Raw genomic sequence first — 21,268 nt, 5'->3', positions numbered from 1 at the left:
GTCGTCATCACACCCGTACGGGGGGAAGCCGGTGCAATTCCGGCGCTGACCCTCCCCCAAGCTCTCGGCTGCGCTCGAGCCCGGGGGCACCCCCACCCGTGAGCCGCCGAAGGGCGGTGAGCCGGAACGCCCCCGGGCGGGACGTTGACCGGCTCATGTGCGTCGGCGGCCCGCCGCGCACCGCACCGTCGAGGTCTACGGAGCCGAGCCGCCCGGGGTGACCCGTGCGCTGCCCGGCTCCCCGCAGGAGAGGCAGTCGCCGACCATGAACGTCCGCCGCAGTGCCGCGGCTCTCGCCGCCATAGGCGTGCTGGCCGCCGCCGCACCCGCCACGGCCGCCGGCCCGTCCCCTTCTCCGAAGGTCGCGATCCCGTCCGGGTTGTACGGCAAGAGCGACCCGACCTACGACGGGGTGTGGCGGCAGTCGCTGGCCCTGGTCGCCCAGCGGACCCTCGGCTACCGCCCGGCCGCCGAGGCCGTGGACTGGCTCACCGGCCAGCAGTGCGCGAGCGGCGCCTTCGCCGCCTTCCGCGCCACCCCCGCCCAGGCCTGTGACAGCAAGGTGGCGGTGGACACCAACAACACGGCCGCCGCCGTCCAGGCGCTGCACGCGGTCGGCGGGCACGGCGCCGCCGTCGAGAAGGCGGTCGCCTGGCTGAAGTCCGTGCAGAACAAGGACGGCGGCTGGGGCTACTACCCCGGCGGCGCCAGCGACACCAACTCCACGTCCGTCGTCATCGGCGCGCTCAGCGCCACCGGCGCGGACCCGGCGGATGTCCGCAAGGCGGGCAAGTCCCCCTACGACCTGCTCTCGGCCATGTCCGTCCCCTGCGACCACCCCGACGGCGGCGGCCTCGCCTTCCAGCCGGACAAGAAGGGCAAGCTGTACTCCAACGCGGACGCGACGGCCGCCGGGGTGCTCGGCGCGCTCGGCAAGGGGTTCGTCGCGGAGGCCGGCAAGGCGCCCGCGGGCGGCAAGTGCGCCGCCGGCGACCACCTCACCGCGGCCCAGGTCGCGGACAACGCGGGCGCGAACCTCGTGCGGGCCGTCGCGCACACCGGCCACCTGGACTCCACGCTGCCCGGCGCCAAGGACCAGCCCGACTTCGGCAACACCGCGGACACGGTCGTCGCCCTCGCCGCGAACGGCCGGACCGAGCAGGCGAAGGCGTCGTACGCCTGGCTGGAGAAGAACGCCACGCAGTGGGCCACGCAGAGCGGCCCGGCCGCCTACGCCCAGCTGATCCTCGCCGCGCACGCGGTCGGCGCCCAGCCGGGCGACTTCCACGGCACCAGCCTGGTCAGCTCCCTCAACTCCCTCGGCCCGGCCCCGCACATGGAGCAGGCGGCCGCGCAGAAGGCGAAGTCGTCCGACGACGGCAAGAACACCGGTGTCTGGTGGATCGTCGGCATCGGCCTCGTCGCGGGCATCGGCGTCGGCTTCCTGTTCAGCGGCCGGAAGAAGCGGCAGCCGTGACCGCCGTCCGCCGTGCCGCGCCCCTGCTGCTCGCCGCGCTCGTCCTGCTGGCCGGCGCGGCCCGGGCGCATGCCACCGGCTACCGGTACTGGTCCTTCTGGGAGCGGTCCGGCGGCCACTGGACCTACGCCACCCAGGGCCCGTCGACGGCACGGCCGGACGACGGGGCCGTGGAGGGCTTCCGGTTCGCGGTGAGCGCGGACTCGGCGGACGCGAACCGGCCCCGCGGCACGGCGGACTTCGGCACGATCTGCGCGGGCACGCCCGCCGAGCCGGGCAGGAAGCGGGTGGCGCTGGTGCTCGACTTCGGCACCCCGGGCGACGCACCGTCCGGTGAGACCCCGCCCGGCCGCCGCACGGCCTGCGCGCGGGTCGCCTCCGACGCGACGAGCGCGCAGGCGCTGGCGGCGGTGGCGAAGCCTCTTCGCTACGACACCAACGCCCTGCTGTGCGCGATCGCCGGGTATCCGGAGAAGGGGTGCGGGGAGCAGGTGTCGACGGGGAAGGAGGAGAACTCCGCGGCCTCGGCGAACTCGGCCCCGCGCAAGCACGGTCCGGACGGCGGGCCCTCCCTCGGCCTGCCGATCGGTGCCGCGGTGGTCGCCCTCCTGACGGGCGCGGCGGTGTGGCAGTCCCGACGGCGACGCGATGACTCCGTCTAGGTGCGGCCCGCTGGAGGCTGGGCGCCGCAGCCCTGTGCACCCCGGCGCCTGGTGGCTGTGGGCCCTCTCCCTCGGGACCGCGGCCACTCGCACCACCAACCCCCTCCTGCTCGCCCTGCTCATATCGGCGTCCGCCTACGTCGTGGCGACGCACCGCTCCCCCACCCCCACCGCCCGTTCCTACACCGCCTTCGTCAGGCTCGCCCTCGCCGTCCTCCTCGTCCGCCTCCTCTTCGCCACGGCGCTCGGCTCGCCCATCCCCGGCACCCACACCCTCCTCACGCTCCCCGAAGTGCCACTCCCGCACTGGGCCCAGGGCATCCGCCTGGGCGGCGAGGTCACCGCGGAGGCACTCCTCTTCGCCGCCTACGACGGCCTGAAACTCGCCGCGCTCCTCATCTGCGTCGGCGCGGCCAACGCCCTCGCCGCCCCCTCCCGCCTGCTGAAGTCCCTCCCGGGCGCGCTGTACGAGACGGGTGTCGCCGTCGTCGTCGCCCTCACCTTCGCGCCCCACCTCGTCGCCGACGTGCAGCGGCTCCGTGCCGCCCGCCGCCTGCGCGGCCGCCCCGACCGGGGTCTGCGGGGCCTGCTCCAGGTCGGGCTGCCGGTTCTGGAGGGCGCGTTGGAGCGGTCGGTCGCGCTCGCCGCCGCGATGGAGGCCCGGGGGTACGGCCGTACCGCCGAGGTCCCCGCCCGCGTCCGGCGTACGACGACCGCCCTCACCCTCGGCGGCCTGCTGGGCGTGTGCGCGGGAACGTACGGGCTGCTCACCGCGGAGGGCGGCACGTACGGGCTGCCGGTGCTGCTCGCGGGCGTGGCCGCCGCGCTCGCGGGGCTGCGGCTGGGCGGCCGGCGTTCCCTGCGCACCCGGTACCGGCCGGACCCCTGGGACGCGCGCGCCTGGCTGGTCACGGGCTCGGGTGCCGCGGTCGCCGCGCTGCTCACGCTCGCCTCGGCCCGCGACCCGGAGGCGCTGCACCCGGGTGTCGTCCCGCTCGTCGCGCCCACGCTTCCGCTCTGGCCCGCCGCGGCCGTCCTGCTCGCCCTGTTGCCCGCCCTCGCCGTACCCAAGGCCCCCACGGACCCCAAGGAGCCGTCGTGATCCGCTTCGAGGACGTCAGCGTGACGTACGACGGTGCGGCCGAGCCCACCGTCCGGGGCGTCGGCTTCGAGGTGCCCGAGGGCGAACTGGTGCTGCTCGTCGGCCCGTCCGGGGTCGGCAAGTCGACGGTGCTGGGCGCGGTCAGCGGGCTGGTCCCGCACTTCACCGGCGGCACCCTGAGCGGACGTGTCACGGTGGCCGGCCGGGACACCCGTACGCACAAGCCGCGCGAACTCGCCGATGTCGTCGGCACGGTGGGGCAGGATCCGCTCGCCCACTTCGTGACGGACACCGTGGAGGACGAACTCGCCTACGGGATGGAGTCGTTGGGGCTGGCCCCGGAGGTGATGCGGCGCCGGGTCGAGGAGACCCTCGACCTGCTGGGTCTCGCCGGGCTGCGCGACCGTCCGATCGCCACCCTCTCCGGCGGGCAGCGGCAGCGCGTCGCGATCGGTTCCGTGCTCACTCCGCACCCGCAGGTGCTGGTCCTGGACGAGCCGACCTCGGCGCTGGACCCGGCCGCCGCGGAGGAGGTGCTGGCGGTACTGCAGCGGCTGGTGCACGACCTGGGGACGACGGTCCTGATGGCCGAGCACCGCCTGGAGCGCGTGGTCCAGTACGCCGACCGGGTCGTGCTCCTGCCGGCCCCCGGCGAGCCCCCGGTCGTCGGCACCCCGGCCGAGGTGATGGCGGTGTCCCCGGTCCACCCCCCGGTGGTGGCCCTGGGCCGGCTGGCCGACTGGTCCCCCCTCCCCCTGACGGTCCGGGACGCCCGCCGCAGGGCGGCCCCCCTGCGTGCCCGCCTGGAAGCGGCACCCCGCCGACGCGGGCGAGCGGAGCCGGCCCCCGCCCAGCTCCGGCACCCCGCACCCGGGAACCCCGGCCGCCGACGCTTCTTCCGCGACCGCCCCGCCCCGGAAGCAGTGGCCACCCGCACCGCCGACGTCCAGAACCTCTCCGTCCGCCGCGACGGCGTCCAAGCCCTGCGCGGCATCACCCTCACCGTGCCCCCGGGCGAGACCATCGCCCTCATGGGCCGCAACGGCGCCGGCAAGTCCACCCTCCTCGGCTCCCTCGTCGGCCTGGTAGCCCCCACCTCCGGCACCGTGCACGCCGGCGGAGCCGTCCCGCACCGCACCCCGCCCCGCGCCCTGCTCCACCGCGTCGGCCTGGTCCCCCAGGAGCCGCGGGATCTGCTGTACGCCGACACGGTGGCCGCCGAGTGCGCGGCGGCCGACCGGGACGCGGACGCCGCGCCGGGCACCTGCCGGTCGCTGGTGTCCCGGCTGCTGCCCGGCATCGCGGACGACACGCACCCCCGCGATCTCTCCGAGGGCCAGTGCCTGGCGCTCGCCCTGGCCGTCGTGCTGACCGCCCGCCCGCCCCTGCTGCTGCTCGACGAGCCGACGCGGGGCCTGGACTACGCGGCCAAGGCGCGCCTGGTGGCCGTGCTGCGCGAGCTGGCCGCCGAGGGGCACGCGATCGTGCTGGCCACGCACGACGTGGAGCTGGCCGCCGAAATCGCGCACCGGGTGGTGCTGCTGGCCGAGGGCGAGGTGATCGCGGACGGGCCGACGGAGGAGATCGTGGTGTCGTCGCCGTCCTTCGCACCACAGGTGACGAAGATCCTCGCCCCGCAGCGGTGGCTCACCGTGTCCGAAGTACGCGAGGCCCTCGCGTGAGCGCCCCCCGGCTGCACGCCGTCCGTCTCGGTCCCCGCGCGCTCGCCGCCCTGGTGCTGGTCAGCGCGGTCGGCGTGGTGGCGTTCGGCTGGCCCTTCCTCGCCCCGCCCTCCTCCGGATTGAGCGCGCACGCGCAGGACGCGCCGTGGCTGTTCGCCGGTCTGCTGGTGCTGCTGGTCGCGGTGGTGGCGGCGACCCTCTCCGAGTCCGACCTCGGGCCGAAGGCGGTGGCCATGCTGGGCGTGCTGGCCGCGACCGGGGCGGCGCTGCGGCCGATCGGCGCGGGGACGGCGGGAATCGAGCCGATGTTCTTCCTGATGGTGCTCAGCGGCCGGGTGCTGGGGCCGGGCTTCGGGTTCGCGCTGGGCTCGGTGACGATGTTCGCGTCCGCGCTGCTCACGGGCGGGGTCGGGCCGTGGCTGCCGTTCCAGATGCTGGCGATGGGCTGGTTCACGATGGGCGCCGGGCTGCTGCCGTGGCCGGTCCGGGCGCGCGGCCGGGCGGAGCTGGCGCTGCTGGCCGGGTACGGCTTCCTGGCGGCCTTCGCCTACGGCACGATCATGAATCTGGCCGGCTGGCCGTTCCTCGGTGCCGCGGCCTCGAACATCTCCTTCGACTCCCATGCCTCGGTCCCGGCGAACCTGGCGCGTTTCGTGGCCTACTGCACGGCCACCTCCCTCGGCTGGGACCTGGGCCGGGCGGTCTGCACGGTGGTGCTGACCCTGGCGCTGGGCCCGGCGGTGCTGCGGGCGCTGCGCCGGGCCACGCGGCGGGCCGCGTTCGAGACCACGGTCACGTTCGACGGTCCCGAGCGACGACCGTTGGGTGAGGACGCGGCTTCGCGCAGTGAGCGGGCCGGTGAAGCACCCCACATGACCCAGGTCACCTACGACCCGAGGCCGTAGTCCCCTTTGCCCGATATATGCCTTCTGGCACCCCTGCTGACCTGCGGTTCGAGAGCCACGTCACACCACCGAGGTGCGCCGCCGATCCGGCCACAACTAGTAAAAGGGGGCATTGCGGACGGATTTCCGGCCTGCTTGTCTGGACGACGTCGCCAGGCGCCACGAGCCCCCAGGGCCGCGGCGCCGACGCATGCGGCCACAGCACGTGGTCCTTCCCATGCGGGCGATCCCCTGTCCCCGACGCAAGAGGTTCTCCGTGTCCGTCTCCTTCATCCGTCGCATCGCCTCCCCGAAGAAGGCCCTCACCACCGCCGCCGTGGCCGCCGCCACCGCCGGCATGGCTCTGAGCGCGGCGCCCGCCCATGCCGCGACCCCGGCCACGGCCTCCTCCGCTCAGGCGATCGCGCACAAGATGATCCCGGACACCGCGCAGTTCAACGCGTTCAGCAAGATCGTCTCCCACGAGAGCGGCTGGAACCCGTCGGCGACCAACAGCTCCTCCGGCGCCTACGGCCTGGTCCAGGCCCTGCCGGGCTCCAAGATGGCCTCGGCCGGCTCCGACTGGAAGACCAACCCGGCCACCCAGATCAAGTGGGGCCTGGACTACATGAACTCCCGCTACGGCAGCCCGGCCAAGGCCTGGAGCTTCTGGCAGGCCAACGGCTGGTACTAAGCCGTCCCAGCCGTCCGGCTCCCGCCGCTGAACCAGCGCGCGATCCCGGCCAGGGCCGCCCGGTACGACCCCTGGTGATCGACGGCCCCCATGTCGAGCACCCGCACCCTCGCCCCCCGTCCGGCGAGGGTGCGCGCGCAGGTCCGGGAGTTGCCGATCGGCACGTCGGTGTCGTCGTCACCGGCGTACAGCCGCACCGGCACGTCCGGCTTCCAGTCGCAGGTGTGGTCGTTGGCGCGCAGCGCCTCGCGCAGCCCCCCGGTCGGGTGGCCGAGCTGCCGGTAGAAGTCGTCCGTCACCAGCGCCTTCACGTTCGGCGCGAGCTGCCGGACGATGTCCTCGTCCTCGTGCCGCCCGTCGAAGAGCCCCTCCACGCGCGCGGCGTAGGGCTGCCGGAACACCTCAGCCGGGTCCTTGTAGACGGGGTGCAGCCGGTTCTGCGCCACAAGGAAGTAGGAGAGGTAGAACACCCCGCTGATGTCGTTGACCCGCCCGTCGGTGAGCGCGGGCACCTCGGTGCCCTGGAGGTCGTACGGCCCCGCCACCGGCGCGACCGCCTTCAACCGGAAGCCGGGCGCGTCCCCGCCCTGGACCGCCCGCGCCACCGCCATCGCGACCTGCCCGCCCTGCGAGAACCCGGTCACGTACAGATCGTGGTTCACCGTGCGCCCCAGCCGTCCGGCCGCGGTCCGGGCGGCCCGGAGCATGTCCACGGAGGCGGTCACCGTGGAGCGCGTGTCCATGTACGGGTGCAGGCCCGGCCCCTCGCCCAGCCCGAGGTAGTCGGGGGCCGCCACGGCGTGCCCGGCGGAGGCGAAGAGATACGACTGGACCCGGGCGTCCTCGGCGACGGAGGGGGCGTAGGCACGGTCGGACATGGTGCCGTGCGTGTCGGAGACGAGTCCGAGACTGCGCCCGCCGCCCTCGGGCAGGGTGAGCAGCCCGGTGGCGGTGGTGGGCCGCCCGTACGGGTCCACCGTGCGGTACGTCACCCGGTACGCCCGCACGCCGTGGCGCAGCGAGTCCGTGCCGATGTGCTGGGCGGCGAGCTGCCGGGCGATCTCCGCCTTGCTGTGCGTGGCGACGGGTACGACGGAGACGACCTCGCCTCTGCCGCTCACCGGACGCCCGTCGGCGGCGAAGGCGGCCGGGGCCGCGCAGGCACCGACGAGCACCAGGGCGGCGAGCCCGGCCGCCATTCCCTTGCGCACACCCCAACTGGACTTCGGTGCCGTTGACTTGAGCGTGTCCTGTGTCATGTCCGGAACGCTACGGAAGACACGCTCGGCCGGGACATCCGAGATCCCCCCACACCCGTGGTGGAGTTGTCCCCACTCTGTCCGTCGGGCCAACCGGAGGAACGATGACATCGCCGACGCCGCCGACGACCCCGGAGGCGCACGAGCGCGGGGTGCGTCTGGTGGCCGTCCTGCTGGTCCTGACCGTGGTGAGCGGGCTGATCGACGCCGTCAGCTATCTGGGGCTGGGCCGGGTCTTCACGGCCAACATGACCGGCAACGTGGTGGTGCTGGGCTTCGCGGCGGCCGGCGCGCCGGGATTCTCGGTCCCGCACACGGCCACCTCCCTGATCTGTTTCCTGCTGGGCGCGGTGGTGGGCGGCAGGGTCGCGGCCCGCTTCGGCGGAGGCTCCCGCCGCACCTGGGCGCGCCTGACCCTGGCGGCGGAGGCGATCCTGGTCGGCGGCTCGGCGGCGGTGGCCTACGTCTGGCCGGGCACCACCGGCACCCGGTACGCCCTCATCGCGCTGACGGCCTTCGCGATGGGCCTGCGCAACGCGACGGTCCGCAAACTGGGCGTCCCCGAGCTGACCACGACGGTCCTGACGATGACCCTGACCGGCCTGGCCTCCGAGTCCCGGCTCGGCGACGCCACCGGCCACCGCTCCCCGCGCCGTACCGCCTCGGTGATCGCGATGCTCGCCGGCGCCTTCCTGGGCGCCTGGCTGGTCCTGCACCACGGGCTGGCCCTGCCCCTGCTGCTCGCGGCACTGGCGTCGGGGGTACTGGCGCTGGTGGCGTCGGGGCGGGAGTGAGGGGGCGCGGGGACCTCGGGGGAGGCAGGAACAGGGCGGGGGATGAGGGCTCCTGCCTCCCTCGGGGTGGGCCGGCCCCGTCAGCCGGCGGTGACCCGGAGTTCCTTGACGCCGTTGATCCAGGCCGAGCGCAGCCTGCGGGGATCGGCGGACAGTGTGAGGCCGGGCATCGCGTCCGCGAGGGCGTTGAAGATCAGGTCGATCTCCAGGACGGCCAGGGACTTGCCGAGGCAGTAGTGGGGACCGCCGCCGCCGAATCCCAGGTGGGGGTTGGGGTCGCGGGTGATGTCGAAGGCGTCGGGGTCGGAGAAGACCTCGGGGTCGTGGTTGGCGGAGGCGTAGAACAGGCCGACGCGGTCGCCCTTCTTGATGTGCACGCCGCCCAGTTCCGTGTCCTGGGTGGCGGTGCGCTGGAAGGCGTTGACCGGGGTGGCCCAGCGCACGATCTCCTCGGCCGTGGTGGCGGGCCGCTCGCGCTTGTAGAGGTCCCACTGGCCGGGATGGGTGAGGAAGGCGTGCATGCCGTGGGTGATGGCGTTGCGGGTGGTCTCGTTGCCGGCCACCGCGAGCATCAGCACGAAGAAGCCGAACTCGTCGGAGTTCAGGTTGCCCTCGTCCTCCGCCGCCACCAGCGTCGTCACGATGTCGTGGGCCGGGCACCGCTTGCGCTCGGCGGCCATGTTCATGGCGTAGGCGATGATCTCGGCGGCCGACTCGGCGCCGACCTCCTCGGTGATGGCGTACTCGGGGTCGTCGTAGGCGATCATCCGGTTGGACCAGTCGAAGATCTTCGAGCGGTCCTCCTGGGGCACGCCGATCAGCTCGGCGATGGCCTGCAGGGGCAGTTCGCAGGCTACCTCGGTGACGAAGTCGAAGGGCCCGGAGCGGCTCCGGGCGCCCGCCACGATCGCCTCGGCGCGGGCGCGCAGCCGGTCCTCCAGTGCGCGTATGGAGCGTGGTGTGAATCCCCGCTGCACTATCTGCCGGACGCGGGTGTGCTCGGGCGGGTCCATGTTCAGCAGGATCAGCCGCTGGGCGTCGATCGCGTCCCGCTGGATGTGCTCGTTGAAGCGGATGATCGCGGTGTTGAGGGTCGAGGAGAACAACTCCGGGTGCGTGGAGACGTACTTGACGTCGGCGTGCCGGGTCACGGCCCAGTAGCCCTCGTCCTGGAAGCCGGCGACGTTCCCCGACTGCGCTGTCCAGCGGACCGGTTCGGTACGGCGCAGTTCGGCGAACTCCGGCAGGGGCACGCGGTGGTGCAGCACATCGGGGTCGGTGAAGTCGAACCCGTCGGGCAGCGCTGGACAGGGCATCGGCGGTCTCCAGCCATCTGACGGTCCATCAGCGGGTGCCGTGAACGTAGTAACGGGTTCTACAACTGGCAAGAGGTACGACACGGCCAATCCACTGCACGACCCTTGCGGTGACGGACGTCACGTCAGCAGACTGCACACAGAACTAGAACGCGTACTAGTTCTGGAGGAGAGCCCTCTCGGAGAGGACCCGCACCCATGGCCGCCGAACCCGTGATCGTCGAAGCCGTACGGACCCCGATCGGCAAGCGCGGCGGCGCGCTCGCCAATCTGCACCCCGCCTACCTCCTCGGCGAGACCTACCGTGAACTCCTCGGCCGCACCGGCATCCCCGCCGACGCGGTCGAGCAGATCGTCGGCGGTACGGTCACCCATGCCGGCGAGCAGTCCATGAACCCCGCGCGCACCGCCTGGCTCACCATGGGCCTGCCCTACGAGACGGCCGCGACGACGGTCGACTGCCAGTGCGGCTCCTCCCAGCAGGCCTCGCACATGGTGGCCAACATGGTCGCCGCGGGCGTGATCGACGTCGGCATCAGCTGCGGTGTCGAGGCCATGTCCCGCGTCCCGCTGGGCTCCGGCTCCAAGCACGGGCCGGGCAAGCCGTTCCCCGACGAGTGGAACGTCGACCTGCCCAACCAGTTCGAGGCGGCCGAGCGGATCGCCCGCCACCGGGGCCTGACCCGGGAGGACGTGGACGCCCTCGGTCTGCGCTCCCAGGAACGCGCCGCCCTCGCCTGGGCCGAGGAACGCTTCAAGCGCGAGACGTTCGCCGTCCAGGTCCCCACCACGGAGGACGAACAGCACGCCGGGCAGGGCATGTGGCGCCTGGTCGACAAGGACGAGGGCCTGCGGGACACGTCACCGGAGGCGCTGGCCGGCCTCAAGGCGGTGATGCCCAATGCGATCCACACGGCGGGCAACTCGTCCCAGATCTCCGACGGTGCGGCGGCGATCATGTGGGCGTCGAAGCGGATGGCCCGCGCCCTGAAGCTGAAGCCCCGGGCGCGTATCGTCGCCCAGGCGCTGGTGGGTGCCGACCCGCACTTCCACCTGGACGGACCCATCGACGCGACCCGGGCGGTGCTGGGCAAGGCGGGGATGTCGTTGAAGGACATCGACCTCGTGGAGATCAACGAGGCGTTCGCGTCGGTGGTGCTGAGCTGGGCCCAGGTCTTCGAACAGGACCTGGACAAGGTCAACGTCAACGGCGGTGCGATCGCCCTCGGTCACCCGGTGGGCGCGACCGGCGCCCGCCTGATCACCACCGCCCTGCACGAACTGGAGCGCGCGGACAAGGAGTTCGCGCTCGTCACCATGTGCGCGGGCGGCGGACTGGCGACCGGGACGATCATTCAGCGCCTGTAGAGGCCCAGTGCACGAAGGTGGAGAACGCGGCGGGGTCGAGGGTGAGGATCGGTCCCGCCGGGGTCTTGCTGTCGCGGACGGCGACGGTGGCTTCCGCCAGTTCGGCCACCTCGACGCACTCGCCGCCCTGGTCGCTGCTGTAGCTGGACTTACGCCACTTGCTCTCCATAGCGGTCCTCCATCACCCGTCGGATCAGCCCCGCCGAGTCCTTGATCGAGAGCGCGGCGGCTCGCAGATGATCGTAACGGAGCGAGCAGTCCTTGACGGTGTCCGGATTCGCGGTCGGATGCCCACTGCCGTAGCCCTCGGTGTAGACGATGGTCGGATCGTCGACGAAGCGGAAGACGGTGAACGAGCCTGTCAGCCCCGCGTGCGCCCCGGCCGAAAACGGCAGCACCTGGATGTTGATCTGAGGGTTGTTCTCGAAGGCCAACAGGTAAGCCAGTTGGCCGCGCATGATCTGCGGTCCGCCGATCTCCTGCCTCAGCGCGGCCTCGCTGAGGACCATCCAGAAGACCGGCGGCTCCGCCTTGTCGAAGATGCGCTGGCGGGCCAGTCGCACGGCGGAGCGGTCGTCGAGGCCCGTGTCGTCCAGCGCGCCGAGCACCGCACGCACATAGTCCGGGGTCTGCAACAGCCCGTGGATCATGCCCATCTGAAAGGTGCAGATCTCCGTCGCCCGCACCTCCAGCTCGGCCACCTGCTGAAACCAGGCCGAAAGTTGACTTCGCATCACCAGCGGATGGAGCCGGGACAGTAACCCGCCGGTCCCCAGCGCCGCGTCCGCCCGTTCGCTGAAGTCGAGCGTCGGCAGCTTCCGGGCCGTCTCCACCTGACCGACGAGCGACCCCGTGAAGTTGATGACGTCCCCCAGTTGCCGCTGGGTCAGCCCCGCCGCCTCCCGGCACCGACGCAGCTCGAAGCCGTAGTAGTCGAGCGGTGAGGCGCCCGGGTCGAGGGTGTTGATGTTCACCACGGCAAGTCCCCTCTCGGACCCGTTGTGTTCACTCCGTAGCCCAGCGTAGTGACGCAAGGTCAGGCTCGTCCTGTGAACCTCGACATTCCCCACACCCCCCAGTACCGCCTGCACCTCACCGTCGGCGAGCACTCGGTGCACCACATCCGCCGCATCGTCCGCTCGCTGCTCCACGAATGGGAGCTGACGGAGCTGACGTTCGCCGTGGAGCTGGGCGTGAGCGAGCTGGTCACCAACGTCGTACGGCATGTGCCGGATCGCCGCTGCACGGTCCTGCTCGCACGGCAGACGGCGGGCGTACGGGCCGAGGTGTCCGACGGCTGCGCCCGGATCCCGCTTCTCGACCTCGACTTGGACCGGGACGCGGAATGCGGCCGCGGCCTCGCCCTGCTGGACGCCGTGGTCGACAAGTGGGGCGTCTCACCGGCCGGGGGCGGCGGGAAGGCGGTCTGGTTCGAGTGCGGGACGGACTGACACCCCCTGGATGCTGAACGGAGGAGCCCCCGCCGTCGGGCAGGGGCTCCGGGCGCCGAGACGCACTCAGGTCGTTCACACGGCGGGCGTCTGCACGCTCTCTTCGGGCGTCGTCTGGGCGCCCTCGTTGTTCGGCGTGGTCTGGGTGCCTTCGTTGTTGGGTGTCGTTCCCGTGCCCTGGTTGTTGGGTGTCGTTCCCGTGCCCTGGTTGTTGGGTGTCGTTCCCGTGCCTTCGTTGTTGGGTGTCGTTCCCGTGCCTTCGTTGTTGGGCGTCGTTCCCGTGCCTTCGTTGTTGGGTGTCGTTCCCGTGCCCTGGTTGTTGGGTGTCGTTCCCGTGCCCTGGTTGTTGGGTGTCGTTCCCGTGCCCTGGTTGTTGGGTGTCGTTCCCGTGCCCTGGTTGTTGGGCGTCGTCCCCGTGCCCTGGTTCGGCGCGTTCTGCGTGTTCTGGTTGGGCGCGTTCGGAGTGCCCTGGTTGAACGACCCGTTGATGTTCGTGTTGGTGTTCGTGTTATTGGTTATGTTGCTCACGTTGTTGGTCGTCTGATTGACGACTTGATTCACCGCCGACGCCGGCAGACCGAGGCTTTGCGCCTTGGCCTGTGCGGCCGCTACACCCTGCTGCTTCGCCTCCTGCGGGGTGGCGCCCCGCTTTATCGCCGCTTGCGCAGCGGCCGATCCTTCCGCCACAGCCTCGGACACCTGTCCTGGATTCCCCGTGGCGGACGAGGACCCTCCCGTGTCTCCCGCGCAGGTCACGGAACCCACGGAGAAAGGCCCCGTTCCCGAGACGGACGTCGGTCCGATGCTGCCGCCGGAAGACGAGTTCACGCTTTCCCCGCCGGGCGAGACGGTGAAAGTTCCGTTGCCGGCGAAGCCGTTGCCCGTCAGGCTCCCCCCTGAGACCCGACAGCTCTGGTTCGGGGCAGCGGAGGCCGATTCCACCGTGCCGACAGTCATTCCTCCGACCAGCACAGCCATGGCGGCGGCGCTCAGTACTGATTTCCCTCGCATGAAGCTCTCCTTCGCTGGGGACGTAATGCAGCGACCGGAGACGTTTCCGTCCGGACAACAGCACGCTAACTCCGCCAACCTGCTGGTGCATCTAGGGTTGCAGGCACCATCGGCGGGCATTAGCCTTTCTCAACTTGCCGCGAGAAGGCCCTTTTTCCGTTTAGCGCACAAGTTTTTTGTCCTCGTGCCGGACCTCGGCCGTGGTGCGGGTGCGGGACCAGCCGGGCCCGTGGCCCCTGGAACAAGTACGACAGCCCGAAGCCCGTGGTCACCACCGCCGCGCCACCGGCCGCGTCGAGGACCCAGTGGTTGCCGGTGGCGACGATGGCCGAGAGGGTGAGGAGGGGGTGCAGCAGGCCCAGGGCCTGCATCCACCGCTTCGGGGCGATGACCTCGATGACGACCCCGCACCACAGGGCCCAGCCGAAGTGCAGGGAAGGCATCGCCGCGTACTGGTTGGTGAGCGCGGTCAGCGTGCCGTAGTCCGGCTTGGAGAAGTCCTGCACGCCGTGGACGGTGTCGATGACACCGAAGGTGGGCATCAGGCGCGGCGGCGCCAGCGGGAAGAGCCAGAAGCCGATCAGGGCGAGGAAGGTGGCGAAGCCGAGGGAGGATCGCGCCCAGCGGTAGTCGCACGGGCGGCGCCAGTAGAGGACGGCGAGCACGGTCAGCGGGACCACGAAGTGGAAGGACTCGTAGTAGAAGTCGAAGAAGCACCGCAGCCAGCCGATCTCCGCCACGGCGTGGTTGACCGCGTGCTCGACGTCGACGTGCAGGAAGCGCTCGGTGTCGAGGACGAGGCGGCCGTGGTACTCGGCGGTGAGGCGGCTCTCGGTGTTGCTGCCGCCGGTGGCCGCCAGCCGGACCTGCTGGTAGGCCGCGTAGGTGACGCGGATCAGCAGCAGCTCCAGGAACAGGTTGGGGCGGGTGAGGACCCGGCGGAGGAAGGGCAGGAGGGGTACGCGGCGCAAGCGGGCCGGGACGGCGGTGGCGTACTCCGCCGGGATCGGGATCTGGTGGTACGGAGAGGTGCGGGGCAGGAAGGGGACCGCGGTGGCGGCGGCCAGGGCCGCGAGCAGCACCAGGTTGTCCCGCAGCGGGTACACCACCGGCGTGTTCGGCAGCATCATCGTCGACGGGAGCGTGGTGACCAGGATGACGGCGACCGGCCAGACGTAGCGGTCGGAGGCCCGCCTGCCGACCCGGCCGACCGCCGCGAGCAGCACCCACAGCAGCTGGTGCTGCCAGGTGGTGGGCGAGACGACGACGGCGGCGCAACCGGTGACCGCCACGGCGAGCAGCAGCTGGCCGTCGTGCGCGTGGCGGACCGCGCGGCGCAGGGCGTGGGCGGCGACGGCGGCGCCCAGCAGCAGGAACAGGGCGACCTCCAACGGGCCGGTGAGACCGAGGCGGAGCAGGGCACCGTGCAGGGACTGGTTGCCGAGGGCGTCGGCCTTGCCGCCGAGGCCCACGCCGGCCATGTGGTGCACCCAGTAGGCGGAGGAGTCGTGCGGCAGCGCGGCCCAGGCGAGCGCGGAGCCGGCGAGGAAGGACCCGCCCGTGGTGAGGGCGGCCCTGCGGCGGCCGGTGCACCACAGCAGCGGGGCGAAGAGCAGGACGGTCGGCTGGAGGGCGGCGGCCAGGCCCGTGCACAGGCCGGCGACGCGTTCCCCGCGTACGGCGAAGCAGCCGGTCAGCACGAGCAGCACCGGGATGATGCTGGTCTGGCCGAGCCACAGGGCGTTGCGGACCGGCAGGGACAGCATGAGGAGGCTGACGGCGACCGGTGCGGCCGGCAGGGAGGTGCGGCGGCCGACCGGCGGGGGCAGCGCGCGGGCGGCGATCAGGCCGAGGGCGACGACGAGGAGCAGGGTGCCGAAGGTCCAGCCCCAGCCGAGGGCCGCCTGCGCCGAGCGGGTGAGGGGCTTGAGCACCAGGCCGGCGAAGGGGGTGCCGGTGAACCGCGTCGAGTCGTAGAGGGAGCCCGTCACATGCAGGACGCCCTGCGGACCGACCCAGGTCTCCAGGTCGGTGAGCCGTTCCCGGCTCGGGGTGGCGAGGACGACGGCCACCTGCCGTGCCGCGAGGGTCGCCGGCACCGCCCACAGGGCGAGCCGGGCCGCGCGCAGCCCTGTCCCCGCCGCGGCTGTCGAGAACGCACCCGCCGGTCGCCCGCTGTGCTCCACGTTCGCCACGGCTCGTCGGCCTCCCGCCCCGCTCCGTTCCCGGCGGCGTGCGCGCCGGGTCCTTCTGCGGACCTCTACGAGGCTTCCTGCACCTTTTGTCCGGATAACGATAGTCGGGGGTGCATGCGGTTGCCCGTCCAGGGCGCGACAAGGATCACAGCGGACAGCCGGAATGACCTGCTCGAAGCGGGCAGACGTACCTGCATACACGCCATTTAGCTGCACAATGCATCGATGTGTGTACGCGACGTAACGGGCGAAACACTGCCTATGGTCGCTTTTCGGCCCGTCGTACGTCACCGCCGCCGTCCGGGTCGCGTCCCTGTCCCCGTCGAAAGGCAGGCGAGCTTCGTCTTGGCCACCGCCACAGCCGTCACCCCGCACCTGAAGACCCGGCGGGCCGGCACCGCCCGCGACGTCACCGTCACCGACCCCGCGCTCGTCAAGCGCGCCGTCAAGGCGGCGGCGCTCGGCAACGCCATGGAATGGTTCGACTTCGGTGTCTACAGCTACATCGCGGTCACTCTCGGCAAGGTCTTCTTCCCTTCCGGCAACCCGACCGCGCAGCTGCTGTCGACATTCGGCGCCTTCGCGGCGGCCTTCCTGGTCCGTCCGCTCGGCGGCATGGTCTTCGGCCCGCTGGGTGACCGCGTGGGCCGGCAGAAGGTCCTCGCCATCACCATGATCATGATGGCGGCGGGCACGTTCGCCATCGGCCTGGTCCCGTCGTACGCCACGATCGGCGTCGGCGCCCCGCTGCTCCTGCTGGCCGCCCGCCTGGTGCAGGGCTTCTCCACGGGCGGGGAGTACGCGGGCGCCTCGACGTTCATCGCCGAGTACGCCCCGGACAAGAAGCGCGGCTTCTTCGGCAGCTGGCTGGAGTTCGGCACGCTCGCCGGCTACATCGGCGGTGCGGGCCTGGTCACGGTGATGACCGCGCTGCTGTCCTCGGACGACCTCACGTCCTGGGGCTGGCGGATCCCGTTCCTGATCGCGGGCCCGATGGGCATCATCGGCCTGTACCTGCGGATGCGGCTGGAGGAGACCCCGGCGTTCGCGGCGGAGGTGGAGAAGGCCGAGGCGGCCCGCCCCAAGGTGCCGCTGCGCGAGATGATCACCGGGCAGTGGAAGTCGCTGGTCATCTGCATGGGCCTGGTGCTGGTCTTCAACGTCACCGACTACATGCTGCTGTCGTACATGCCGAGCTACCTGACGAGCGAGCTGAAGTACGACGAGACGCACGGTCTGCTGGTCGTGCTGGGCGTGATGGCCCTGATGATGATCGTGCAGCCCTTCGCGGGCGCCCTGTCCGACCGCGTCGGCCGCCGTCCGGTGATCGCGGCCGGCTGTGCGGGGTTCCTGCTGCTGTCCGTCCCGGCGCTGCTGCTGATCCGCCAGGGCAGCCTGCTCGCCGTCGCGCTGGGCATGGGGGCGCTGGGTCTGCTCCTGGTCTGCTTCACGGCGGCCATGCCGGCCGCGCTGCCCGCTCTCTTCCCCACCCGGGTGCGGTACGGCTCCCTGTCCATCGGCTTCAACGTGTCGGTGTCCCTGTTCGGCGGGACGACTCCGCTGGTCGTGACGGCGCTGATCGGGGCGACGGGGAACATGATGATGCCCGCGTACTACATGATGGCCGCGGCCGTGGTGGGCGGGTTCGCGGTGTGGCGGATGTCGGAGTCCGCGGGGCGGCCGTTGCCGGGTTCGGCACCGTCGGTCGAGAGCCGGTAAGACCCCGCGCCCCCCGCGGGACACTCATGGGCACCGGAACCGATCATCCACCGGTACCGTCTGTTGCCCTGTGAAACGTGCCCGGATACTCGCCCTGCTCCTCGGTCTTCTCGGTATTCAGCTGAGCTGGTTCATCGCCCCCGCCTACGCCTGTGGGTGCGGGGCGATGCTGCCGGACCCGGCCGGCCGGATCGCCGTCTCCGACGAGCAGTCCGTGCTCCGCTGGGACGGCCGCCAGGAGCAGATCGTGATGCGCCTGACGGTGAACGGGGACGCGCGGCACGCCGCCTGGATCATGCCCGTACCGCACCGGGCGACCGTCCGCCTCGGCGATCCCGCCCTCTTCGACCAGCTGGCCGGCGCCATCGCCCCGGTGCACCGCACCCGGTACCACTTCTGGCCGCGGAACGGCGACTGGCCGTTCGACGACGACGACACGGCCGGCGACGCGGCACCGCCCCCCGCCGCGGGCGCCGTCGGCGTGGTCGGCCGACAGACGCTCGGCCCCTTCGACGTGGCCCGGCTCACCGCCACCGACCCCGCCGCGCTCGACCACTGGCTGCGCTCCCACGGCTTCACCTTCCCGGCCCGGCTCAAGGCCGCCCTGCGGCCGTACGTCGACCAGCACTGGGAGTACGTCGCCGTCCGCCTCGCCCCGAAGGCGAAGGGCACCCCGTTGCGGGGCGCGCTGGAGCCCCTCCGCCTCGCCTTCGCCGCCGACCACCCGGTCTACCCGATGCGGCTGTCCCGCCTCGCGAGCCTGCCGCAGACCCTCGGCCTGTACGTCCTCGCCGCGCACCGCATGCAGACGCGCACGACGATCGGCGGCCTGCCGCCCGAGATCCTCTTCGCGGGCCGCCTCGACACCGGCAAGGGCGCCCTCGGCGAGCTGGCCGCCGGCACCCCGTACCTGACGGCCCTCACCCAGCGGTTCCCCTACCCCGACCGGATCTCCGGCGACCACGAGCTGCGCCGGGCCCCCGCCGACACCCCGGTCCGGCAGGTGATCCACGACGACGAGCTGCGCCGGATCGGCGGCATCCCGGCGTGGGTCCTGACGGTCGGCGGCGGCCTGCTGCTGGTGGTCGCGGCCGTTGCCGTGGTCGTCGTACGACACTCCCGGCGGCCCGTGACTCCCCCGCCGCCCGTGCAGCCACCGTCTCCGGTCACCCCGGAGACGCCCGTCGGCTGAGACGATGCAGGGGGACAGGCAGACACTCGGGAAAGGCAGCAGACCATGAGCGGGTCGCAGCAGCTCTGGGACGACGTCGACGACTACTTCATCAGCCAACTCTCCCCCGACGACGACATGCTGCGGGCGGCCCTGCGGGACAGTGAGGCCGCGGGGCTGCCGCAGATCGCCGTCACGGCCGCTCAGGGCAAGCTGCTGCACCTGCTCGCCCAGGTGCAGGGCGCCCGCACGATCCTGGAGATCGGCACGCTCGGCGGGTACAGCACCATCTGGCTGGCCCGCGCGCTGCCCGAGGACGGCAAGCTGATCTCGCTGGAGTACAGCGCCAAGCACGCCGAGGTGGCCACCCGCAACCTCGCCCGGGCGGGCCTGGACCGGGTCGCGGAGGTGCGGGTGGGCCCGGCCCTGGAGTCGCTGCCCAAGCTCGCCGACGAGAACCCGGCCCCCTTCGACCTGGTGTTCGTCGACGCGGACAAGGCCAACAACGCGCACTACGTCGAGTGGGCGTTGAAGCTCACCCGTGCGGGCAGCCTGATCGTGCTCGACAACGTGGTGCGCGGCGGCCAGATCGCCGACGCGGGCAGCGGCGAGCCGGACGTGGTCGGCACCCGTGCCGCCCTCGAACTGATCGCCACCCACCCGAGACTGACCGGTACGGCGATCCAGACGGTGGGCAGCAAGGGCTACGACGGGTTCGCGCTGGCCCGCGTGCTCGGCTGAGCGTCAGGCCTCGTGGTAGAAGCCGACGTTGACGCTGCGCGGCGCGGTGCGGTCCTGGACGATGATCTCGCCGGACCCCCCGCGCGGCAGCGCCACGACCCCGCCGTACGGCACGGTCTGGGCGTACTCGCCGACGATCAGCCGTACCTCGGACGCCGGGTCGGCCTGCGAACCGCGCAGCCAGGACAGCTGCCAGCCGCCGTCGGGGCCGCACAGGAACTCCAGGTGGACGCGGGAGACGAACAGCCAGTCCTCGGGGGTGACCAGCCGGCACACGGCCGCGTCCCGGCCGACCCTGAGCGCGGCGCCCGGCTCGCTCGGCGCCTCGGCCATCGTCATGCCGGCCGTGGCGCCCGCGTCGGCGCCGGAAACGGTGGCCATGGTGAGTTCGAGCACGCGTGTTCCCCCTGAGACGTCCTTGCACGGCGGCTGAATCGCCGTACCGCCGCCGCATGATAAAACGCCCGGCCGGGTGGCGTCCGGCACAATGGGTTCATGACCGAGCGAAAGCCACCGGGGGTGCCGTTCGATTCCTGGGTGGACAAGCAGATACGGGACGCACAGGCGCGCGGTGAGTTCGAGCGGCTGACCGGTGCGGGCGAGCCGCTGCCCACCGAGCTGGAGACCGGCTACGACGAACTGTGGTGGGTGAAGCGGAAGATGGCCCGCGAGGGGCTGGCCGTGCTGCCGCCCGCGCTGGCCCTGCGCAAGGAGGCCGAGGACGCGCTCGTGGCGGCCTACGCGGCCCCTTCGGAGCGAATGGCACGCAAGATCATCGAGGACGTGAACGTCCGGATCCGCGACATGATGTTCAAGCCACCGCCCGGCCCGCCGCTGGGGAAGAAGCCGTACGACGTCGAGGAGGTCGTACGCGAGTGGCGGCAGCGCAGGGCTGCCGCCACGAGTGAGGTGCCCGGGTCAGAGGTGTAGCAGGCGCCCGGCCAGTTCCCGGTAGTCGCGCAGGGCCAGCCGCAGCTGCTCGGTGTCGGTCTCGGCGCCCGGGCCGCGGTCCTCGGTGCCCTCCCAGGACATGCGCAGGGTGCGGCGCCGCCGGGACACGGCCTCGGTGAAGCGCGTGGCGATCTCCTCCAGCGCGTGGTCGGCCTCCGCGACGGCTTCCCGGGGCTCGTCCACGAATCCGACCGCCACCTGCCGCATCCGCTGCTCCCACCGGTCCGTCTCCTCCCGCGGCAGCAGGGGCGAGCCGGTACCGGAGGGGGCGTCGCTCTCGCCGACGCCACGGCTCCCGGTGCCCGGGGTGCCGGGCGCGGCCGGCCAGGCGTCCGCGGCCCGCGACTCGGTGGTGCTCGCCTCACGCCCGCTGACGTCCCCGGAGTACGGCGCCCCGAGCCCGTCGTCGGGCATCGTCCCGTCCTCGGAGACCCCGGCACCGCGTGCCGCACCGGAACCACCGGCCCCGGACTGCCGGGTACCGGCCCCGGAGCCTTCCGCACCGGCCGCGAGGCTCTCCGTTCCCGGCCGCAGCCCCTCCGCACCCGTCCGTGCTCCCGCGCGACCACCGGCCGGCGGCCCGGCGGGCGCATCCGCGCGCATCGCTCGCTCCGGCACACCGGCGCCCGCCGCCCCGGTGTGGTCGTCCTCCGGGGTCCAGTCGTCCGCCCTCGGGCCTCCGCGGGTCGCCGCTGATGCCGCACCGGAACCACCGGCCCCGGACTGCCGGGTACCGGCCCCGGAGCCTTCCGCACCGGCCGCGAGGCTCTCCGTTCCCGGCCGCAGCCCCT

21 protein-coding genes are annotated in these 21,268 nt (G+C 72.4%); 13 read left to right on the top strand and 8 right to left on the bottom strand.

What is annotated here, in order from left to right:
- Positions 1–265: 265 nt before the first annotated feature.
- The 6 genes from ACIHEJ_RS11405 (at position 266) to ACIHEJ_RS11380 (ending at position 6,501) form a co-directional block, all read left to right on the top strand.
- Complete coding sequence (locus tag ACIHEJ_RS11405; RefSeq protein ID WP_400135130.1) at positions 266–1,477, top strand: prenyltransferase/squalene oxidase repeat-containing protein; 1,212 nt, start codon at positions 266–268, stop codon at positions 1,475–1,477.
- Positions 1,474–2,139, top strand: coding sequence for an SCO2322 family protein (locus ACIHEJ_RS11400; RefSeq protein WP_400134239.1), 666 nt, complete (start codon positions 1,474–1,476; stop codon positions 2,137–2,139). The genes ACIHEJ_RS11405 and ACIHEJ_RS11400 overlap by 4 nt, the downstream gene beginning before the upstream one ends.
- Positions 2,126–3,241, top strand: coding sequence for a CbiQ family ECF transporter T component (locus ACIHEJ_RS11395; protein ID WP_400134237.1), 1,116 nt, complete (start codon positions 2,126–2,128; stop codon positions 3,239–3,241). Before ACIHEJ_RS11400 ends, ACIHEJ_RS11395 begins: the two co-directional genes overlap by 14 nt.
- Positions 3,238–4,923, top strand: coding sequence for an ABC transporter ATP-binding protein (locus ACIHEJ_RS11390; protein ID WP_400134235.1), 1,686 nt, complete (start codon positions 3,238–3,240; stop codon positions 4,921–4,923). The genes ACIHEJ_RS11395 and ACIHEJ_RS11390 overlap by 4 nt, the downstream gene beginning before the upstream one ends.
- A complete protein-coding gene (locus ACIHEJ_RS11385; protein WP_400134233.1) occupies positions 4,920–5,828 on the top strand; it encodes an ECF transporter S component in 909 nt (302 codons plus the stop codon). The genes ACIHEJ_RS11390 and ACIHEJ_RS11385 overlap by 4 nt, the downstream gene beginning before the upstream one ends.
- A gap of 256 nt (positions 5,829–6,084) precedes the next feature.
- Positions 6,085–6,501 (top strand): transglycosylase SLT domain-containing protein, encoded by a 417-nt coding sequence (locus ACIHEJ_RS11380; RefSeq protein WP_400134231.1) that lies wholly within the window; start codon positions 6,085–6,087, stop codon positions 6,499–6,501.
- Here the strand turns inward: ACIHEJ_RS11380 and ACIHEJ_RS11375 are convergent.
- Entirely contained in the window at positions 6,498–7,760 is a 1,263-nt protein-coding gene (locus ACIHEJ_RS11375) for an alpha/beta hydrolase family protein (RefSeq protein ID WP_400134229.1), read from the bottom strand. The genes ACIHEJ_RS11380 and ACIHEJ_RS11375 overlap by 4 nt on opposite strands.
- A 104-nt stretch (positions 7,761–7,864) precedes the next feature.
- Here ACIHEJ_RS11375 and ACIHEJ_RS11370 point away from each other — a divergent pair, with 104 nt between their 5' ends.
- Positions 7,865–8,554: a YoaK family protein gene (locus ACIHEJ_RS11370; protein WP_400134227.1), complete on the top strand. Its 690-nt coding sequence runs from the start codon at positions 7,865–7,867 to the stop codon at positions 8,552–8,554.
- A gap of 80 nt (positions 8,555–8,634) precedes the next feature.
- On the opposite strand, the gene ACIHEJ_RS11365 is transcribed toward ACIHEJ_RS11370, so the two are convergent.
- Positions 8,635–9,870 (bottom strand): cytochrome P450, encoded by a 1,236-nt coding sequence (locus ACIHEJ_RS11365; RefSeq protein WP_400134225.1) that lies wholly within the window; start codon positions 9,868–9,870, stop codon positions 8,635–8,637.
- A 198-nt stretch (positions 9,871–10,068) separates the two neighbouring features.
- Here ACIHEJ_RS11365 and ACIHEJ_RS11360 point away from each other — a divergent pair, with 198 nt between their 5' ends.
- Complete coding sequence (locus tag ACIHEJ_RS11360) at positions 10,069–11,238, top strand: steroid 3-ketoacyl-CoA thiolase (protein WP_400134222.1); 1,170 nt, start codon at positions 10,069–10,071, stop codon at positions 11,236–11,238.
- Here the strand turns inward: ACIHEJ_RS11360 and ACIHEJ_RS11355 are convergent.
- Both ACIHEJ_RS11355 and ACIHEJ_RS11350 read right to left on the bottom strand, forming a co-directional pair.
- Positions 11,222–11,407, bottom strand: a complete 186-nt coding sequence (locus tag ACIHEJ_RS11355; RefSeq protein ID WP_400134220.1) for a DUF397 domain-containing protein — start codon at positions 11,405–11,407, stop codon at positions 11,222–11,224. The genes ACIHEJ_RS11360 and ACIHEJ_RS11355 overlap by 17 nt on opposite strands.
- Positions 11,388–12,215: a helix-turn-helix domain-containing protein gene (locus tag ACIHEJ_RS11350; RefSeq protein ID WP_400134218.1), complete on the bottom strand. Its 828-nt coding sequence runs from the start codon at positions 12,213–12,215 to the stop codon at positions 11,388–11,390. The genes ACIHEJ_RS11355 and ACIHEJ_RS11350 overlap by 20 nt, the downstream gene beginning before the upstream one ends.
- A 72-nt stretch (positions 12,216–12,287) precedes the next feature.
- Here ACIHEJ_RS11350 and ACIHEJ_RS11345 point away from each other — a divergent pair, with 72 nt between their 5' ends.
- Positions 12,288–12,689 carry an ATP-binding protein gene (locus ACIHEJ_RS11345; RefSeq protein ID WP_400134217.1) on the top strand — a complete coding sequence of 134 codons (402 nt, stop codon included), beginning with the start codon at positions 12,288–12,290 and terminating at the stop codon, positions 12,687–12,689.
- Between the two features lie 75 nt (positions 12,690–12,764).
- Here ACIHEJ_RS11345 and ACIHEJ_RS11340 read toward each other — a convergent pair whose 3' ends face one another.
- Positions 12,765–13,700, bottom strand: coding sequence for a hypothetical protein (locus tag ACIHEJ_RS11340; RefSeq protein ID WP_400134215.1), 936 nt, complete (start codon positions 13,698–13,700; stop codon positions 12,765–12,767).
- 119 nt (positions 13,701–13,819) lie between these two features.
- Entirely contained in the window at positions 13,820–15,895 is a 2,076-nt protein-coding gene (locus ACIHEJ_RS11335) for a bifunctional glycosyltransferase 87/phosphatase PAP2 family protein (RefSeq protein ID WP_400134213.1), read from the bottom strand.
- Between the two features lie 261 nt (positions 15,896–16,156).
- Between ACIHEJ_RS11335 and proP the strand changes: the two genes are divergently transcribed.
- The 3 genes from proP to ACIHEJ_RS11320 all read left to right on the top strand — a co-directional run bounded on the left by proP (position 16,157) and on the right by ACIHEJ_RS11320 (position 19,526).
- Positions 16,157–17,614 carry a glycine betaine/L-proline transporter ProP gene (gene proP / locus ACIHEJ_RS11330; protein ID WP_400134211.1) on the top strand — a complete coding sequence of 486 codons (1,458 nt, stop codon included), beginning with the start codon at positions 16,157–16,159 and terminating at the stop codon, positions 17,612–17,614.
- Positions 17,615–17,684: 70 nt separating this feature from the next.
- Positions 17,685–18,806, top strand: a complete 1,122-nt coding sequence (locus ACIHEJ_RS11325) for a DUF2330 domain-containing protein (RefSeq protein ID WP_400134209.1) — start codon at positions 17,685–17,687, stop codon at positions 18,804–18,806.
- Positions 18,807–18,851: 45 nt separating this feature from the next.
- Complete coding sequence (locus ACIHEJ_RS11320) at positions 18,852–19,526, top strand: O-methyltransferase (protein WP_400134207.1); 675 nt, start codon at positions 18,852–18,854, stop codon at positions 19,524–19,526.
- 3 nt (positions 19,527–19,529) lie between these two features.
- Here the strand turns inward: ACIHEJ_RS11320 and ACIHEJ_RS11315 are convergent, their stop codons facing one another.
- On the bottom strand, positions 19,530–19,922 hold the full coding sequence (locus ACIHEJ_RS11315) for a hypothetical protein (RefSeq protein WP_400134206.1): 393 nt from the start codon (positions 19,920–19,922) through the stop codon (positions 19,530–19,532).
- Positions 19,923–20,021: 99 nt separating this feature from the next.
- Here ACIHEJ_RS11315 and ACIHEJ_RS11310 point away from each other — a divergent pair, with 99 nt between their 5' ends.
- Positions 20,022–20,456 (top strand): DUF1992 domain-containing protein, encoded by a 435-nt coding sequence (locus tag ACIHEJ_RS11310; RefSeq protein ID WP_400134204.1) that lies wholly within the window; start codon positions 20,022–20,024, stop codon positions 20,454–20,456.
- On the opposite strand, the gene ACIHEJ_RS11305 is transcribed toward ACIHEJ_RS11310, so the two are convergent.
- Positions 20,445–21,268 (bottom strand): hypothetical protein (locus ACIHEJ_RS11305; protein ID WP_400134202.1); only part of this gene is annotated, 824 nt, incomplete at its 5' end. The two genes, ACIHEJ_RS11310 and ACIHEJ_RS11305, sit on opposite strands and share 12 nt — an antisense overlap.

Source organism: Streptomyces sp. NPDC052301 (genome assembly GCF_044593395.1).
Taxonomy (GTDB): Bacteria; Actinomycetota; Actinomycetes; order Streptomycetales; family Streptomycetaceae; genus Streptomyces.
This window is presented reverse-complemented; position numbering and strand designations above follow the sequence as displayed.